The organism is Thiospirochaeta perfilievii, assembly GCF_008329945.1.
Classification (GTDB): Bacteria; Spirochaetota; Spirochaetia; order DSM-2461; family DSM-2461; genus Thiospirochaeta; species Thiospirochaeta perfilievii.
In genome coordinates this window covers 198,062-216,139 of record NZ_CP035807.1, presented here as the reverse complement: position 1 = coordinate 216,139, position 18,078 = coordinate 198,062, and the positions used below count along the sequence as shown (strand labels likewise).

Here is an 18,078-nt window from a genome sequence, read left to right as displayed (position 1 = left end):
GATCTTAAAATTAATCTTCTTCCCTTTTTTCTGCTTTCCATGCTTTGTACTGGATAAGATCGTCAACTATTAAATCCATTGCAAATTTAAGAACTAAAGCATCATCTAAATAACCAATAATAGGGATAGCATCAGGGATAATATCAAAAGGTGATACAAAATATGCGACAGCTGCTCCTATTGCAATAATTGATTTTAGGGGAATATCTGTATACCTCTTACTTGCAAAGTCTTTTAATAGGGAAATTAGCTCTTTAATATCATCCCATAAATCAAGCAGAGGTTTAGGAATTGATTCCCAAAGTCTTTTGAATTTCAGTTCTCCATCCTGTGCAGTAGATTTAACATCCTCTTCTTTAAACTCATTCATTCGTTCTTTAAAGTCATTTACGGCGTCTTGCTGTTTTTCTTTGTCAAATTCGTTTTCCATAATTTCATCCTTCTTTTCTAATATATTTAAAATATAATCACTTGATGCGAAAGGTTGTGTCGGCACATAATTTTTTTGTTGTAGATATAAAATAAATTAAGCTATAATATCTTATGTCATATTTAAAAAGCTTTGAAAGATTAGAAAAATTACATAAAGTAGATTTAGGATTCTATGTATTGGGGTTACACTCATTCATGGAGTCGTATATAAAAGATGTTACAGGTCAGAGTAGCGATTACTTCTTAGATTCCCTGTTTAGTTATAATAGTTATCTTTCCAGAAAATCTAAACCAGAATTACATCGTAACTTCATATCTAAGTTAAAGGTCGATCATATAAATACCAATAAGGTACGTCATGATTTTAGCCAGATATTTTCAACTGATGCGGAATCATCTACACATAATTTCATTACATTTTTAAAAAAAAGTGAGATTGACCCTATTGATTATAATGGATTACGAACAATTCTGGATAGTTGGGATTATCGTATTAACACAGGGGAGTCTGAGGCTAAGAAACTTCAATTAGAACTTCTAAAAGCTAAAGAGAAGATAACCAAGCTAGAAGTTGAAGTAGGGGATAGCCGTAATATTTCAAATCAATTGGAGCTACTTGAAAAAGAAAAAGCTGTTTTAGACCATAAGTTAAAAAGCAAAAATGAAAGTCTAGATGTTTTAAAAGAAGATAAAATAGTATTAGAGAGTAAGATTCAAGAATTATCTGGATCGACTGAAAATACTAAGGCCTTAGAAGATTATATTCATTATTTAAGCAGGTTTTCCCTATATACAAGAACTAGAGCCGATTATGAGAAGAGTGTTTTAAAATTATCAGTTCCACAAAAAGAAGCCATAAATAGAATTACACTAAAAAAGATTTCCTTATTAAAGGTTCAGCAGGAACAGGAAAATCCCTGGTACTTATTAAGGCATTAATTAATGCTAAAAAATAAATTTTATTGGTGAAGATATAAGCACAGGTCGAATTGTTCTTTTAACTTATTCAAAAACATTAAAAAAATATAACAGTTATATGGCAGATATTCTTGAAAATCATATAGATGATAGGGATATTAATACCGTAGACTCATTTTTACTTGATAAATTCAAAACAATATTTCCAGATTATTCATTGGATCCTTATTACAAAGTCGACATCCCATTAGGTGATCTGGTTAAGTTAAATGAAAAAGAGTTATTAGTAGAGATCGAGGATTTTCTATTAGCAGGAAATGTAACTGAATCAGAATATGTAAAAACTGATGGAATTATTCGTTCAGGTATGAAGATTAAAGGCCTAAAAGTAGCTGAAAGAGAACAAGTCTGGAGTTGTTTTATTAAATATATTCATGAGCTTGAGGATAAAAAAACTGTAACCTTCCCATATTTAAGATATAAACTTTTAAATTATTTATTAGAACACCCTGGGGATAAGAACATAAGAGATGTTCAATATATGTTTGTAGATGAAGTTCAGGATATGACACCAGCTTCCTTGGCAGCCCTAAAGGAGTTAACTATAGGAATTATTGTTATGGCCGGAGATAATAACCAGAAGATATTTGCATCAACATCCCCATATAAAAGAGCTGGAATAAATCTTCATGGAAGTACTTTCACTCTAAATGAAAATTTTAGAAATACTAATCAGATTTTAAACTTTGCAAACTCTTTTTTAAAACAACACAATGATAAAATTGATCTAGAGGTTATAGATTCCTATCGGGATGGACCACTACCTGAAGTTAATGTAATTAAAGGTAGTATTACTAAAGCCATAACTGATCAATTACGGATTTATATTGACGATTTAGGGTATGAAAAACATAATATTGCAATAATAGTTAATTCGTTAAGGGATGCAACAACAAAAAAACTTTTAAAGGCCCTTGAATCAGAAAATATTAGTTATGTAGATACATCAGAAGCTAATTTTGATTTCTCCCAGGAGAATGCTGTTAGAATTACAACTCTACACAGTTGTAAAGGGTTAGATTTTCCTGTTGTTTTACTCTCTATACCCTATATTAAAGAGCCCAAGGATTATGATTCAGAAACTAATGATGAAATATTACGTAATCTTTTATATGTGGCTTTTACAAGAGCAATGGATAATCTGAATATTTTTATTAAGGATAAACCTAAAGGTATATTAAAAGACATAGTAGATTGTTATGAAGAAATTAAAGGCAGGTTTATATGAGACCCCCAACAGAAGAAGAAAAACAAGAGATGATTATAGGTTTCAGGGATATTTATATTCCTGAAGTTACTAAAGGTAAAAAAACTAAGTGGGAAGAATTAACTTTTTGGGAAAAAGAAAAGTAGAGTCTAAGTGTGAATTCCATTTTAAAATGATTCTGTTTTAAAAAAGTAACCATACATTTAGATAAATATCCGGGAATTAACCAACCAAACATCTAAAAGTTATGTTAACTACATTAAATTTGTTACATGGTAAATTAACAAACAATAAAATACATAAAATTAGTTCTTTTGTGCGAAACAACCCTTCGCATCCATGTTTTAAAATCTCAATATAAATTACTACAATATCATAAAAGACAGTTAAAAAAGAGGAAAAACATGGAGTATTTATATTTAAAACCAGATAACAATGAACACCTAGAAATAATCGGAAGTAATTCAACCAAAAATAGTTCTAGTTTTTTAAATAGAGTAAATAAAACAGATAGAGTTATATATGTAAAAAAAATATCATCAGTAGTGACAATTTTAATAGAAAATCTAGAGTTATTTATAGATAATCTGGATCTTATATTATCAACCCCAGAATACTATCAGATACCAATAGAACACTCTTTTGCAGGTGCAGCTTATATTAGAAATTTAGGCAGAGTAAATTTATTTTTAGGAGATTTATTAACTTTGTGGACAAATGATAAGTGGACTACAGATTGTGAATGTTGTTCAGGTAAAATATATGTCATTAGCGTCGGGGGGTCACCATTATCAGGAAGAGGTTCAGCAACAGGATATTGTTCATCTTGTAGTCGCGTTGTGTTAAACATAACATCATTCAGTAATTATTATAGTAGCGCAGTAAACACCCTGCCTAAAATGAATAAAGATGATTTTGTCATAGCTTCTTCCTTAGAGACATTAGTTAAAAACTTAAAGAATAATAGGTTTGATAAATGATTTGGGCGTTGCCTGTTAGACAACAGGCCGGGCTATTCCGGGCTACGCTTCGCTTCGACCTCACAAAAGTGAGTTTTGCTGCGCAACCCTACGTATCCCTAACGTAAGGCTTAAAGCTACGCTTTATTATTGTTATTTAAATATAGCAATATGTAAATATTTTATCTCTATATGTTACTTATGTTAATAAAAAAGTTTTAATGCTGTGGGTAATACATTATTAAAGCTAGGAAAGGTTAACGAGGCACAATTACACTTCAAAGGTTTTCCAGTAATTTAAAATTTTTACTAACTATATTTATATAGTTTATAAAACATAATTTCATAGGTGACTATTTTTGTCATCATCATCTTTTATCATTTAAATAGATACAAAAAAAGGGTCATTATTCAGATTTAAATTTTTAAAATTAAATCATAAAGACCTTTAATCTATTAAATAAAGGACTAAATTATGGAATTCGCACATTTAAACATACATTCTACTTACTGTTGATTCCCGAATTAAAATAGCTTGAATTCCCTTGTAATATTAGTTCAAATTTTATTAACTTTAGAGTAAAATTCCCTGCCTTTAATATCTTTAACTATTCCCTAAATAATTTAGAGCAAAAAAATAGCGGGAATTCCCGCTATAAAAATGAGACACTAAATGTTTATCTGCTTAATACAGCCTGAACATGCTCTTTTTCTACAATTGGCGAATTGGTTAAATGTGCCTTTAATAAAGAATTTCGAGCCATATTATTAATTACTCTCATAATTCCATTTGAAGCATCATGTATCAAATTCATAGATCCCTTTGAAAACAGACTTCCTCCAGTTGAAACATCATTAATTCGCTGTTCTATATATGAAAATGTTTCTTCTTTATTTAAAGATTTTATCCTCACCGTTACAGAAATGGAGTTAGCAAGGGATTCTAAGGATGAGAGACCTAGTTTTTGAATAAGTGGTTCCTGACCACAAAGCAGTATCGTAATTGCATTAATAGAATCATAATTAAAATTTGCAATTAATCGTAGTTCCTGTAAAATATCTGTCCCTAATTTATCCGCCTCATCTATTATAAGAACCGGATGAATATTAGTAGTTCTGTGCATATTCAAAATATGTTCATGAATACTTTTGAACATCGCAGCTCTTCTTCCCGTAGGTTGTAAACCAAATGTGGTACACAAATGAGTATAAAACTCCTGTATTCCCACAGAAGTATGACATATATAATATGGCTTAAACATACCTGGATTAAGAGCATCTACAGCCATTCTCAATATACAGGTTTTCCCAGATCCAGATTGACCTGTGAGTATTCCAAATCCCTTTGTATCAAATAATATTTGTAACTGATCTAGAGCGTTATTCACTCCTGGAAGTTTTTTAAGTGCTGATGTTTTTATTTCTCTAGTAAAAGGCTCCGAGGATAGATTAAAATGAGCTAATATTTCCCTATTTGTCATAATAAATATCTCCCAAATCAGTAGCAGTCAAATTTATATGAAACTCGTTACTAATATCATCTGATTGTAAATCTCCATTTCTAGAATAACCCCTTTTAACCATACTATTTGCATATGTATCAACAATTCTAGCATATCCATACTCTTTCCCAGCATATGTAACTAAAACACGACTAACTGGAGGGTGTGGATCAAAATATATATTTATTTTTTTCCCTATCAATATTGAGGGTGTTTCAAAAAGAGTACCCCCTAAGGTAAAAGTTGAATCTTTGTATACTTTTCTGGTTAGAAAATGCAGGAATATCTTATCCAAATTTATGGTTGCTGGTAACTGTTTTATATGCTGTGATTTAGCAATCCAGGCATCAATAGGTGTAATAAAATCTATTAAACCTCTATGTGGAGAGCGGTGATATTCACACTCTAGCCATGTATTAAATTTGGCATTCAGATCATTTATATCTTTTACGCTATCTATATCCAGTGGACGAAGAAACTGATCTCTTACAGTTCTGTAAAATCTTTCTTGTTTACCTTTTCCTTGGGGTCTCCCAGGTTTGCTATGATGTAGAGTTATTCCAAGAATATCCAGAATTCTTTTTGTCTGATTGGATACAAAACTTGAACCGTTATCTGTATACAGCTTCCCAATCATCCCCTGACTTTGTAGGATATGCTTTATTCCATCTTCAAAAAGAATTGATTTCTCTGAGAATGAGAAACGACCATAAATGATTCTTCTTGTTGCATCATCTAAAAACGTCATAAGCATAGCTCTTTTTACTTTTCCATCTTTATCATCTAGAATATTTGGACCATACATTACATCGGACTGAATACATTCCATAGGATAGAAAAAATTGAATTTTAAATTCTTCTCTTTATCACTATTTAACTGCCTATTCTTAGAACTCAAACTATTTGATTGGATAAATCTAGATAAAGTAGAGCTTGGGATATCATTTTTAATTACTCCCTGATCAATAAGTTTTTTGACAGCAGCAGTAGCCGTCAACTTAGGATTAGATTCCAGCATACTTATTATGGCTGTTTGTTCTCTATCGTTAATAGTTCTGCTTTTCCCGGAATCTATTCTTATATTGGGATTAAGTCCATCTTTTCCATATTTTCTGTAAAGAGCAAACCAGCGTCTAATACAGCCCTCGGTGAGTGAATTTCTGCTAGAATAAGGGATGGCATAATTTCTATTTGATTTTTCTTTTATTAATCGTGTTAGCTGACCTCTCCCAAGATAGGGGTTCCCCAGCTCAGCTACGACTGAGTATCTAAACTCACAGATTTTTACACGTTTTAAATTAAATTCTTCTTCTGTCATAGAATTTCTCCTTTAAATATATCTATGAAGAATTTAGTTCTCTATCTTTCATAACGGAACCCTGCTTATTAAGTGGTAAATGGAATCCCTGTTTAATTTTTCTTATCCTCAGAATATTATTCCGGGAAAAATAGAGTGGGTTATATCCACTTTCAAGAAATAATCTATTAACATCTAAAATAGATCTTTTGGACGGTATATGTAATTCATCATTTGGGTTAGTAAAAAGAGCTTTTGATTTTAGATCTGCGATTCTAAATCTTTTTTCAAGGGAAATCCCGTAATTGGAACTAAAACCTAAGTTCAAAAAGATTTGTGATGCATTCACTTGTGATACATTTTGCTCTCTAAGATTTTTATATAATTGTGCTTCTAATGTTCCTATACTCGTATTAGGAAGAGAGAATTCAGGAATTAGAGCATGAGTACTTTTACATTTTAAGCACTTAATCCTGATTATTATTATTGATCTGTGGTAATGATATTTTTGGTATTTGCAGTGGTATGTAAAGCATGTATTTGAGCATACAGGACATATGCAGTTCAAAAAATCCTGTTTTTTATGAAATTGTTTATTTAGCTTGTAATAAAAAAATCTGCAATTATTATAATAGTAAGTTTTTTGTTTAGAATGCGGGAAAGATCGTGGTATTGAAATCCCGCATTCTTTTAATATCTCCTCTTACAGGTCTAATTAATTAAATCGGAAAGATTATTATATTTGTTTACATATAGCTCGGGAATCAACACTTACTCTCTAGGAAGAAGTACCATAAAAATCAAAGATCTAATAATTAAAGCAAAAGAAAATGGGATGAACTATTTAGGCTTAACTGACTATGGTAACATGTTCGGAATAATTGAGTTTTATACCAAATGTAAAGAAAACAATATAAAACCAGTTATAGGTTTAGAAATAAAAGTCGTTTTTAATAAAGTTATCAATCATAACTTATTACTATTTGCAGAAGATATTGAAGGGTATAAAAATTTAATGAAGATATCTTCTTTAGGCTATAAAAAAGGTGACTATGATAATCCATTTATCTTTTTAAATGATTTAAAGCTTTACAAGAAAGGGATAATAGCAACATCTTCTTTTATTAATTCCAAAAAAGAAGATATAGAATTACATGCTAAACTACTACACAATATTTTTGGAAATTATAATTTTTATTTAGAATTACAGAACCATGGCTTAGAAGAAGATGAAAAGAGAAACGCATTCTTATTAAATTTATCAATCAAAAATAATATTCCTATAGTAGTAACCAATTATGCTTGTTATTTAGAAAAAAATCATTCCAGCGCCCATAGTCTACTAAGAAAGATAACAAATACAAAAGATTTCATAACTAGTGAATACTATTTAAAACCCACCAAAACAATGACAAACTTATTTAAACATTTTCCAGAAGCAATAGAAAATACTGTTAGAATAGCCAAAAGATGTCATTTTGATATTGAAGTAAAAGACGTTGAAATGCCTAATTTTTTTATACCCAAATTATATAACAGTCCTGAAGAATATTTGCATTATTTGTGCTTTAAAGGGCTAAAAGAGAGAAAAATAGAAGAGTCCAAGACTGTTGTAGAACGAATTAATCTAGAACTTAAACAGATTACAGATTTAAAGTTATCAATATACTTCCTTATTCATTGGGATTTAAAAATATTTGCTGAAGATAAAGATATTTTTTTCTTTATAGGTTCTGGAAAAATAAAGGGTTCATTAGTGGCGTATTTGTTATTTATATCAGATATAGATCCAATAAAATATAATCTTCATCTATTTTATTCCTTGGATAAAAGTAAAATACCATTTATTACACTCGATGTATGTTATGAAAGAAAAGAAGAAATCGTTGATTATTTAATTAAAAAATATGGTGAAGCAAATTGTGCTAGAACTATATTTTTCTTCCCTAGATTGAACGGGGAAAAACTGTTAAAAAGAGCTTTAAAAGCTTTAGGTATCTCTGTGTATAAAATTAAAAAATCTAGTTCTTATATGGCAGATATAAATATTGTTTCAGGAGCACCATTGCAGACAAAAGTAAGTTCTACAAATTTATTAATTACAAAAGAGAGTATAAATAATTATATCCCATTTTACAAAGAACCTTATAGTGGGCATCTTGTAAGCCAATATAAATTGGAAAATAATTGGGATTTTGGTGTTCTGAATATATCTTTAATGCCATATAAATTACTAAGTAGGCTAAAAAAAATTGAGGAATCCATTAAAACTTATGAACCTAACTTTAATATTGCTAAAATACCCACTGATGATGAATCTACTTTTAAGTTTTTATGTGATGCAGAACGTTCTGATTTACACAATCTTGACTTTAATCTAGGCGCAAGTAATATATTAGTTTATAAACCAAAAAACATTGAAGATCTAATTACAATTGACTCTTTTACTTTTTCCCCATTAGAAATAACAACAAAATATTTAGAAGGAAAAAATAATCCAGAGAAAATAAAATATATTCATCAAAATATAAAATGTGTATTGAACAAAACCCACGGTGTTTTAATTTTCAAAGAACAAATAATTGATATACTTACTATCTTATTAGGTTGTAATTCACAAGAAGCAGAGTTTATTAGAACCAATTATATAAATGATAATAAAAATATTGATACACTAATTAATAAGGCTGTGGGAAATGGTTATGATATAATAAAAGCAAAAGAAATATTAAACCTACTAATAAGTTATTCAAATATAGTTGTTTCTAAGTTTCGTAACTTAAATAATATCTTATATGGATATAAAATTGCATATTTAAAAGTTAATTACCCTAATGATTTTAAAACTTTAGATGAGTTAAATTTATGATTTTTTAATGAATAAAAAAACCATAAATAGTAAATTATTCTTATCCATGATAAATTAAAGTTATAATTATTATTTGATCCTGGAGGTTATAGTGGCAGAAAAAGAGGGCAATAAATTTGAACGTATGATGAGGATTCTTGCCAAATTATCTCAATATAGTTGGATGACAGGTCAAGAGATTGCTGATATGTTAGGTGTAAACAAGCGAACAGTATTTAGATATATAAATGATATTAATATTCCTTTTGAAGAGGGAGGAATTGGTTTAATAGAGAGTGGTAGGGAAGGTTATCGACTATACGATACAAATTTCCTTGATACGCTAAAAGGTATTGATAATATGTATACTATCGCTGCTATTCAAACATCTCCATTTGGTCAAACTTTAACCAGTAATAATATATTCAAAAATGATATATTGAATAAAATTGCTCCCAAATTAAATAGGGCACATTATATTAATGACAAGATCCTAAAACACCTTTTAGATGCTCTTATTCAAAATAGAATATTAGAGGTCGAATATAATAAAGAAGGAAATATTAAAACTTACCTAATCCTACCTCTAAGAATCATTTCAAATACTGGGACAGAGTATCTCAATCTTTATTGTTTTAATGATGGATATGAAAAAATATTAAACTTTGTTATTAGTAAGATTGTTAATATTACTCCCAAGGATAAATGTAACAACAAAATTTTAATTGGAGAGAAGTTAGCATATATTAATAACCGTTGGGGTACTTTTGTTAGTGGTCCACAAGAATTTGAGGATGATGTTAAGTTTGAGGTTGACGATTCCATGTATTTAAAACTATTATCCCAACCTTTACACTCTACACAACAATATATAAATGAAAATGGTAAACATATTTTCAGTTTACAAGTCCATAATCTTCAAGAGTTTGCAAGATGGACTATTACTTTTGGAGACCATATAACAGTTTTAGAATCCGATAGAGTAATAGAATCAATTCTTTGGCATGCAAATAGACTTCTTGAGAAGTATGAATAGATATATTTAATTTTTTTAATTATTTTTATATAGGTGACAGTATTTGTCATTACCACATTTTATTATTCTATTATGAACAATACAGAAGATGAATTAAATATAACAAATGGTATCTGGATAAGCTACAACAATGAATCTGATCAATTAACATTCGTTAATTCTTTAAAGGGTAAAAATACTAACTGGGATCAGTTTCTAGAATATAAATGTGTTTTTCAAGAAGGGCTACTTAATAAAAAAACTTTTGAGAGAAAATCTTACTGTATTTGTGCTGAAACATCAGTTACTGAACAATTATTAGAAGGTGAATATCTCATCTATTATTCTAATGACCTGAATATGGAAGCCTCCATTCCCAGAATTTTAATAAAGCTTACCAATGGAACAATTACTAAAATTAGAGGTATAGGGCATGGACAAAATATAGAGCCAGGGATAATCGATGTTCTGTGGAAAAAATTAACCTTATTAGGTGATATAGGAAAGGATTATTTACAATCATGTATAGAAGAAAAGTTACTCGATTCTATTGAAGATAAGCATAATGTAACTTCCTTTACTCCAATTGATCCATTAAGTTTGGACCTTGGCTATGGGTTAATTCCACTAATAGACAAAGAGTATGGTTCAGAACTTTTAGACAGAATAAACAAAATAAGACATGAAACTGTTATGAGTTTAGGTTTACCAGTTCCAGAAATTAGAATTATGGAAAATATTAAAATTAATCCTTCAGAATACATCATTAAACTTAATGGTTTTGTAGTTGGAAGGGGTGAAATAAATTTAGGTCAGTATCTTGCAATAAATCCCGGTGGAAAGAGGAAAAAGTTAATAGGTACGAAGACTAAAGATCCAGCTTTTGGTCTTCCTGCAATCTGGATAACTGAAGATATAAGAGTTTTTGCCGAGGTGGAAGGTTATACCGTAGCCGATACACCTTCGATTATTGCTACTCATTTAGATGAGATTATTCATAATTATGCCCATGAATTATTAGGTTTACAGGACGTGGTAAATATAATGGATACTTTAAAGGTTAATTACCCAGCTATTTTAGAAGAAACAGATAAAGAGTATACCATTAGCGATATTCTCCAGGTGCTTAAAGGGTTATTAAAAGAGCAAATATCAATTAGAAATATTATAAGCATATTAGAAATATTAATTGAAAACTCATCAAATTCAAAAGGTGTAAACTTTTTAATTAAAAAAATAAAAGCCTACCTTAGTCAGTAAGAAAATATTAATAATACGAAAAAATTAGGAGAAAAAAATTATGAAAAAAATGTTATTTATCAGTATCTTTATTACATTAGTTCAGCTAGCTACCTGGAGTATTGAAATAGAAGTTGGAACAATTGAGTGTCTAAATAATGCACTAGAGGGCCAGGATCTTTATGGAACTATTGCATTCTCATTTGATAATGATCGCAGAGTGGAATTCCTTAATGTCATTAATAAAGCTATTGAGTGGAATAAAGTTGCAGAGGCAAATAAAATTAATAAAATGTCAAAATATGTAAACGAACTTAATAATTATTATGAACAAATGGCATTTTATAATTGGGGTGGTAATTGGGAAGCTTCTCCCACATTTATAAATTATATGTTTTTCATAAGTGAAATTAATGGTGATGTTGGTAGCTATCTATTCCTACAGATATAGATCTGTGGATGATGTAAATAATGGTGAGTTTGGTTCTGCCTTAACATTCAGTATGAAGGAACTAAATAAGCTTAAATCAATTTTTGATGAAGAATCTATCACCGAATATCAGAAACTTGCGGAAATTGAAAAAAATAAAAAAGATTTGTTTAATTGATTTTTAATTTAATAATAAAAATGGCTAATCAATGGAGAAAATATGACATTTACAGCAATTGATTTTGAAACAGCAAATAAAGTTAAAACCAGTGCCTGCCAAATAGGTATTATCGTTGTGGAGAATGGTAAAATAATTAAAGAATTTTCAAGCTATATAAAACCACCAGAACCGGATTATTTTCTAAAAGAGTTTACTGATAATATACACGGAATTACCAAAGAAATGGTTAAAAATGCACCCACATTTAAAGAATTATGGGAAACTATATCAGGTTATATAATAAACACTCCTGTAATTGTTGCCCATAATGCCCATTTTGATTTTGGAGTATTAAATAGTTTACTCGATTTTTATGATATAAAGACAAATTTACCTACAGTCTACTGTACTTTAAGAGCTGCAAGAAAATATCTGCCACGTCTTGAAAATCACCAACTTTCTACAGTTTCAAAACATTTTAATATTCAATTAAATCACCATGAAGCACTAAGTGATGCAAGAGCAGCAGCAAATATTGCCTTAGAGTTTAAGGTTAGATAGATAATCATATATAAGTATATGAATTTTTATAAGAGACATTTGCTTGTCTCAGTTAATTAACGAGGAGTAAAAATGAATAAATTACTAAAGATACAATTAATTATAGGTATAGTCATTATTTTTAGCTTGATACTTACAACACCACAAACTATTGAAATGTTTAAGCTGTTAATTGGAATGGCTTTAACTATTCTTATTGTAATTACTATAGGCTTTAAAATATCAAATAAAATTCCAATAACAATTGCGCCAACACTGTTTTTTTTAGATTTGTTAGTAGTTGTAGCTATTAAAATAAAATTTATTTATTTTATATCAACTATCGGTTCTGTAACTGTTAGTACGTACACAGACTATATCGTTAACTACTTTGTTATATTGATTATTGGTTTCATTATGTCAGTTTTATCGGTTTTTGTTCTATCTTCTACAAGAAAAATAATTGAAGTTTGTGCTAGATTCAATATTGATGCTTTGCCTGGTAGGCAGATGTCTATTGAGGTTGATTATAATTCAGGTGTAATAACTGAAGATGAAGAAAGGGATAAAAAAATAACTTTACAAAAACAAGTAAATTTATTCTTTGCTTTGGATGGGGTTGTAAATTTTATAACTTTATCATCAACGTTTGGGTCAATAATAACAGGAGTAACAATAGTTGTTAGATCTTTAATTGAGACTTTACAATTCAACACAACATTTGTTCACAATTTAAAGATATATATTATCCCAATGATTCTTGAAATCTTTATATTTCATTTTATTCTAATGTTGTTAGCAAAATCCGTTTCTATTTATATTAGAAAAATTATGAAGGAAAATTATTTGAGTATAAACAGATATTGATCCAATAATTGACAGTGCTTGATCTGGGATAAAAATCTTAAAAATGATATTAAAAAAATCATATTATAAATATAATAATCGAGGAGTTAAAAATGAATAAATATAATGATATCTATACAGATGAATTTATGTGTAGCAGTTGCCGTAATCTTGATATAAAAACTGGCATTTGCATTAAATGTGATGCAGGTTCAAATTACAGTCCCATGACATTTCCAGTTTATAACATAGTGCTCATGTTTTTAAGTTTAAATGAAGGTTTAAAGATTGCTAAAGACAACCATAATAGTGATCAATATATAATCACAATGCAAAATGGATTTATTGAGGCATTAAAATTTGTATTAGAACCATATGGAAATATAAATTCTATTCTCCATGAATTCTCTACAATGATTATGGAAGATTCAATTGATTATATAGAGCCAAAAGAGATAGAAAATGCTATTGCAAGCTTTAATTTTTATAAACAAGAAACAAAGGAAGAAATAGCATTTAGAAGTAAAATTGGTTCAATAAGACCTAATGTTGTTGCCTGTAATAACTGTAAAAATAAAAAACATTTTAATACTGAATATTGCTGGTCATGTGATGCAGGCTCAAATTTTAACAGTGGTATTAGATCCATAAATACAATACAAAAAATGTTCATGTTTATAAACACTGTCATAGGAGAAAAGGTAAATAAAGGTCAATCAAATAATATACAACTAAACATGGGTATAGCTGAAGGTCTAAAATGGATAATTAAACCATTCACAACAGAAGAAGAATTAAACAACAAATATGGTTTTAGTTATGTATCAGAACAGGATATACAATCAGTAATTAATTTGGAAAATGAAAATTTTAAAAATAGAAATTATAAAATTATTATAGGAGAAAACAACGTGTCACAAGAAAGTATTGAAACAAAAGTTATACAGTTATTAAGAGAGAGTATAGAAAAACAATTAGTTGGAGTTGGTGATATCGATCCAGAGATAGAGAATTCAGATTTAATAGAAAGATGGTTATCAGAAATTGTGGCTATAGGCTTTGCAGATTATGATTTAAACTCTGCATCACTTAAATTATTTGAAACTTTAAATCCAATTAAAAATTCTGCTTTTAAAAAGGTTAATTTAGATGATATTAGATCTAGAATTAGTCTGTCCTATCAGAGATTTTCAGCTGAAGTGCAGGCTTTTATCAACTATATAGAACTTAAGGGAAAAGAAAGCGATGAAGTTATTTTGTACAAGGTTAAAGAAGAACTAAACTATGTAGATGAAGGTTCTTTTTGCCTGAATGGCTGATATTAAACAACTACAAGACAAACTACTTAAAATATGTACTGTAGTTTGTTCTGTAATTATCAAAATATATCTAATAATGCCAATTTGTGCGAACCAACCGTTCGCACACACATATCAAAATAATTTATGTATATTGATTAAACATATTTCGGTGTACAATATTTAAATAAAAATATATTTATATTAAAAGGATGGTATGAATCCAGAACAATTAAAAGATTTGGAAGATAGTCATGGGGAACACTACACTCATTTAGAGCGAATTCAGACGATCTATTTGACAAGATTACTAGCATATAAAATACCATTTTAAAAACTATTCGTGACAGACTTTTAATTCGCGTTATAAGTGGCAAATTATCAGTTGAAGATTTAAATATAAAGTTTCGACTAAGTATGCAATAATAAAAAAATATACAAAAAAAAGGAGTTAAAAAAAATGAACTATTGGCATATGCAAATACATCCAAATGAACAAGGATCAGTAAATGAGAAAGAAGTTTTAAGTGAACTAGGAATCATTGGTCTAGGTGATGATAAAACTGAAGTAGAATTTTTTGAAGAGACAATGAAGATTGGAGATATAGTAGCAATAAAAAGAGGTGGAAAACTAATAGCACTTACTGAGGTTACAAGTGACTCATATTATGAAGAAGATAATAGCGATATATGGTTTAATTTGCGGAGGAATGTAAAAGTTTTAGATTGGAATAATAATCCTAATTTGATATTACCAGATCCAAGGGGTACATTAAAAAGGTGTGGAAACTATGATGCACCTACTTCAAAAATTATTATAAATTGGCATAAGGAATTATTAATGAATAAAAATATATTAGAAGCAAAAAAAGTATTAAAACATAAAAAACAAATAATATTACAAGGTGCTCCAGGTACTGGTAAAACATATATATCTGCTGAGATTGCAATGAATCTGATAAATGAAAGTAAAAAATATGATAATCGTAAAGAAATAATGGCAGATTACCAAAAGGCTGTTGAAGAAGGTAGAATTGCTTTTACTACATTTCATCAATCTATGGATTATGAAGAGTTTGTTGAAGGTCTTAAACCGGAGATAACAGATGAAGGTGATGTAACGTATAATGTTAAGCCAGGTATATTTAAAGAGATGTGCAATAAAGCACAAAGTAAAATTGCAACACCACTAAGTGATTTTGATTTACAAGAAAAAATATTTGAATATGTATTAAAAAATAAAGACAAGGAATATGCAAAATCCGCTGACACAAGTTTTGTCCTTGATTATAAAGAAGGTAATACAAATATCTCATTCAAACTAGAGAAGCAGGAAGAGTTTAACTCAAGTTATAGATTCAATGTAAATACAGTAATTAGTTATATACATGGAATTAAATCAAGAAAGACAAACTATAGCTATGCAAGAGTTTTAGCACAACACTTGATTGATAAACAAATAATACAAGTTGAAACTGTAGAGGCTCCAAAACCATATATATTAATAATCGATGAGATAAATAGAGGTAATATATCAAAAGTTTTAGGTGAGTTAATTACCCTATTAGAGAGTGATAAAAGAATCGGTGAAGAAAATGAATTAAGAGTTAAACTACCTTACTCACCTGAAGATGAGCCATTTGGTATACCTTCAAACCTATACATAATTGGAACAATGAACACTGCGGACCGAAGTGTTGGTCATATAGACTATGCAATTAGAAGACGATTTTCCTTTATAACACTACAGTCTCATAAATCTGCAATAGAAAATTATTATACACAACTAGCAGATAATAATGCTCCTAGTGATATTGCAATAAAATTATTTGAAGAAATAGAAGAAGTAATGGAGAATATTTCTCCCGACTTTGATAAACATGATCTAATGATTGGTCATAGTTATTTTATGGCTAAAACTAAAGAAGATTTAGAACTAAAACTTAAGTATGAAATAAAACCGCTATTAAGAGAGTATGTAAAAGATGGTATCCTTATATTAACTCCAAATGAAAATGGAGATTATAAAGAGATAGAGGACATTATACTATAATGAATGGTATTACAGTCTTCAGAACTATGGAACACTCTGGTTTTAGTGATACAGATACTGATAAACTAAAGAATTTAGGGTTGGAACTATCATATAAAAATGATATTCCTACTCTTCTTGGTCTTTCATCTAAATATGATGTTGGTTATTTTATAGGAACACAATGGTTAACAGAGGGTGTCAATGCTTTAATAGTAGAGCCTAAAATTGAAAACATTGATTATCTTACAATGTTCCTAGAATGCCTTAAAAATCCAAGAACCACAAGTACAGTTTCAGATATCTATTCAATAGACTTCACAAAAGATCCTATACCGTTGCCTGCGAACACTTTTGAATTAACCCCACTAATAATTATTCACTTTTTAACGTTATTAAAAAAAATAGTACAAAAGGGATTAAAAAGAGATTATATATGGATCGAAGAGAATCTTAAGTCAAAAATTAAAGGAAAGTTATTAATTAACCAGAATATTAAGATTAATATTTTAAAAAAAAGAATGGATAGAAATATCTGCCGTTATCAGGATTATTCTATAGATTGTACAGAAAATCGTATATTAAAGAAGACATTAAACTTTGTTTTTAGCTATATAAAAAATCATCATAATAGTCATGCAGAAATAGTAAATTTATATAACTATATACATCCAGCCTTTTATGGAGTTTCAGATAGTGTAACTTTAAGTGATTTAAAAAGAATAACAACAAACTCTCTTTATAAAGAGTATAATGAAACACTTAAAGTCGCAGAGATGATACTAAAAAGATTTTCCTATTCAATTCATAATTCTGAAGATAACAAAGAAGAGAAGTTCCCTCCGTTCTATATAGATATGTCTCTACTATTTGAAATGTATGTATTAACTAAATTAGATAAAGCCTATGGCAAGGATATTTTGGCTAAAGCCTTAGGTTCTGGACGTACAGAGCTAGATTATCTTCATATTTCACAAAAAACAGTTATCGATGCAAAATACAAAGAGGTTTATTGTAATGATAAATGGGATAAAGATAATATTCGACAATTAAGTGGATATGCAAGGGATTACGAAGTAATAAAGCAGTTGGATATTGATATTACTCAACCTATACCACATTTAGATTGTCTAATTATATACCCAGATATGGACAATGGGAATCAAGAAATAGAAGTTGATAAAATCAAAAATAAAACTATTAAGCAATTTGTACAATTTTATAAATACGGAATAACTCTACCAATTAAAAATAATAACAATAAATAGAATTTTATAGGTAATAAATATTATTAA

General features: G+C 28.9%; 17 protein-coding genes. 14 read left to right on the top strand and 3 right to left on the bottom strand.

The genetic code is table 11. The annotated features are described in order from the left end of the window. Positions 1-10: 10 nt before the first annotated feature. Positions 11-430, bottom strand: a complete 420-nt coding sequence (locus EW093_RS00920) for a YkvA family protein (protein WP_149566584.1) — start codon at positions 428-430, stop codon at positions 11-13. A gap of 113 nt (positions 431-543) precedes the next feature. On the opposite strand from EW093_RS00920, the gene EW093_RS17205 reads away from it, so the two are divergent. The 4 genes from EW093_RS17205 (at position 544) to EW093_RS00905 (ending at position 3,597) form a co-directional block, all read left to right on the top strand. Next, the gene (locus EW093_RS17205) at positions 544-1,371 is read left to right on the top strand and encodes a coiled-coil domain-containing protein (RefSeq protein WP_187759769.1); all 828 of its coding nucleotides are present in this window, start codon (positions 544-546) and stop codon (positions 1,369-1,371) included. A 97-nt stretch (positions 1,372-1,468) separates the two neighbouring features. Then, positions 1,469-2,638 carry a 3'-5' exonuclease gene (locus EW093_RS00910; protein WP_149566583.1) on the top strand — a complete coding sequence of 390 codons (1,170 nt, stop codon included), beginning with the start codon at positions 1,469-1,471 and terminating at the stop codon, positions 2,636-2,638. Beyond that, entirely contained in the window at positions 2,635-2,763 is a 129-nt protein-coding gene (locus EW093_RS17765; RefSeq protein WP_281283456.1) for a hypothetical protein, read from the top strand. The genes EW093_RS00910 and EW093_RS17765 overlap by 4 nt, the downstream gene beginning before the upstream one ends. A gap of 258 nt (positions 2,764-3,021) precedes the next feature. Beyond that, on the top strand, positions 3,022-3,597 hold the full coding sequence (locus EW093_RS00905; protein WP_149566582.1) for a hypothetical protein: 576 nt from the start codon (positions 3,022-3,024) through the stop codon (positions 3,595-3,597). A gap of 656 nt (positions 3,598-4,253) precedes the next feature. Here EW093_RS00905 and EW093_RS00900 read toward each other — a convergent pair. Together EW093_RS00900 and EW093_RS00895 are read right to left on the bottom strand one after the other, a co-directional pair. After that, entirely contained in the window at positions 4,254-5,057 is an 804-nt protein-coding gene (locus EW093_RS00900) for an ExeA family protein (protein WP_149566581.1), read from the bottom strand. Then, positions 5,047-6,396, bottom strand: coding sequence for a DDE-type integrase/transposase/recombinase (locus EW093_RS00895; RefSeq protein WP_149566580.1), 1,350 nt, complete (start codon positions 6,394-6,396; stop codon positions 5,047-5,049). The genes EW093_RS00900 and EW093_RS00895 overlap by 11 nt, the downstream gene beginning before the upstream one ends. A 721-nt stretch (positions 6,397-7,117) precedes the next feature. Here EW093_RS00895 and EW093_RS00890 point away from each other — a divergent pair. From EW093_RS00890 to EW093_RS00845, 10 genes are all read left to right on the top strand, one after another. Then, positions 7,118-9,244, top strand: coding sequence for a PHP domain-containing protein (locus tag EW093_RS00890; protein ID WP_149566579.1), 2,127 nt, complete (start codon positions 7,118-7,120; stop codon positions 9,242-9,244). Positions 9,245-9,335: 91 nt separating this feature from the next. Then, the gene (locus EW093_RS00885) at positions 9,336-10,259 is read left to right on the top strand and encodes a helix-turn-helix transcriptional regulator (protein WP_149566578.1); all 924 of its coding nucleotides are present in this window, start codon (positions 9,336-9,338) and stop codon (positions 10,257-10,259) included. Between the two features lie 72 nt (positions 10,260-10,331). Further along, positions 10,332-11,498 (top strand): FHIPEP family type III secretion protein, encoded by a 1,167-nt coding sequence (locus EW093_RS00880; RefSeq protein WP_149566577.1) that lies wholly within the window; start codon positions 10,332-10,334, stop codon positions 11,496-11,498. Between the two features lie 40 nt (positions 11,499-11,538). After that, complete coding sequence (locus EW093_RS00875; protein WP_149566576.1) at positions 11,539-11,928, top strand: hypothetical protein; 390 nt, start codon at positions 11,539-11,541, stop codon at positions 11,926-11,928. Continuing rightward, positions 11,891-12,085: a hypothetical protein gene (locus tag EW093_RS00870; protein ID WP_149566575.1), complete on the top strand. Its 195-nt coding sequence runs from the start codon at positions 11,891-11,893 to the stop codon at positions 12,083-12,085. Before EW093_RS00875 ends, EW093_RS00870 begins: the two co-directional genes overlap by 38 nt. 42 nt (positions 12,086-12,127) lie before the next feature. After that, entirely contained in the window at positions 12,128-12,628 is a 501-nt protein-coding gene (locus EW093_RS00865; protein WP_149566574.1) for a 3'-5' exonuclease, read from the top strand. Between the two features lie 72 nt (positions 12,629-12,700). Continuing rightward, complete coding sequence (locus EW093_RS00860) at positions 12,701-13,474, top strand: FHIPEP family type III secretion protein (RefSeq protein ID WP_149566573.1); 774 nt, start codon at positions 12,701-12,703, stop codon at positions 13,472-13,474. A gap of 92 nt (positions 13,475-13,566) precedes the next feature. After that, a complete protein-coding gene (locus EW093_RS00855; protein ID WP_149566572.1) occupies positions 13,567-14,772 on the top strand; it encodes a hypothetical protein in 1,206 nt (401 codons plus the stop codon). 439 nt (positions 14,773-15,211) lie between these two features. After that, positions 15,212-16,804 carry an McrB family protein gene (locus EW093_RS17760; protein WP_149566571.1) on the top strand — a complete coding sequence of 531 codons (1,593 nt, stop codon included), beginning with the start codon at positions 15,212-15,214 and terminating at the stop codon, positions 16,802-16,804. After that, positions 16,804-18,051, top strand: a complete 1,248-nt coding sequence (locus EW093_RS00845) for a 5-methylcytosine restriction system specificity protein McrC (RefSeq protein ID WP_149566570.1) — start codon at positions 16,804-16,806, stop codon at positions 18,049-18,051. The genes EW093_RS17760 and EW093_RS00845 overlap by 1 nt, the downstream gene beginning before the upstream one ends. Positions 18,052-18,078 lie beyond the last annotated feature (27 nt).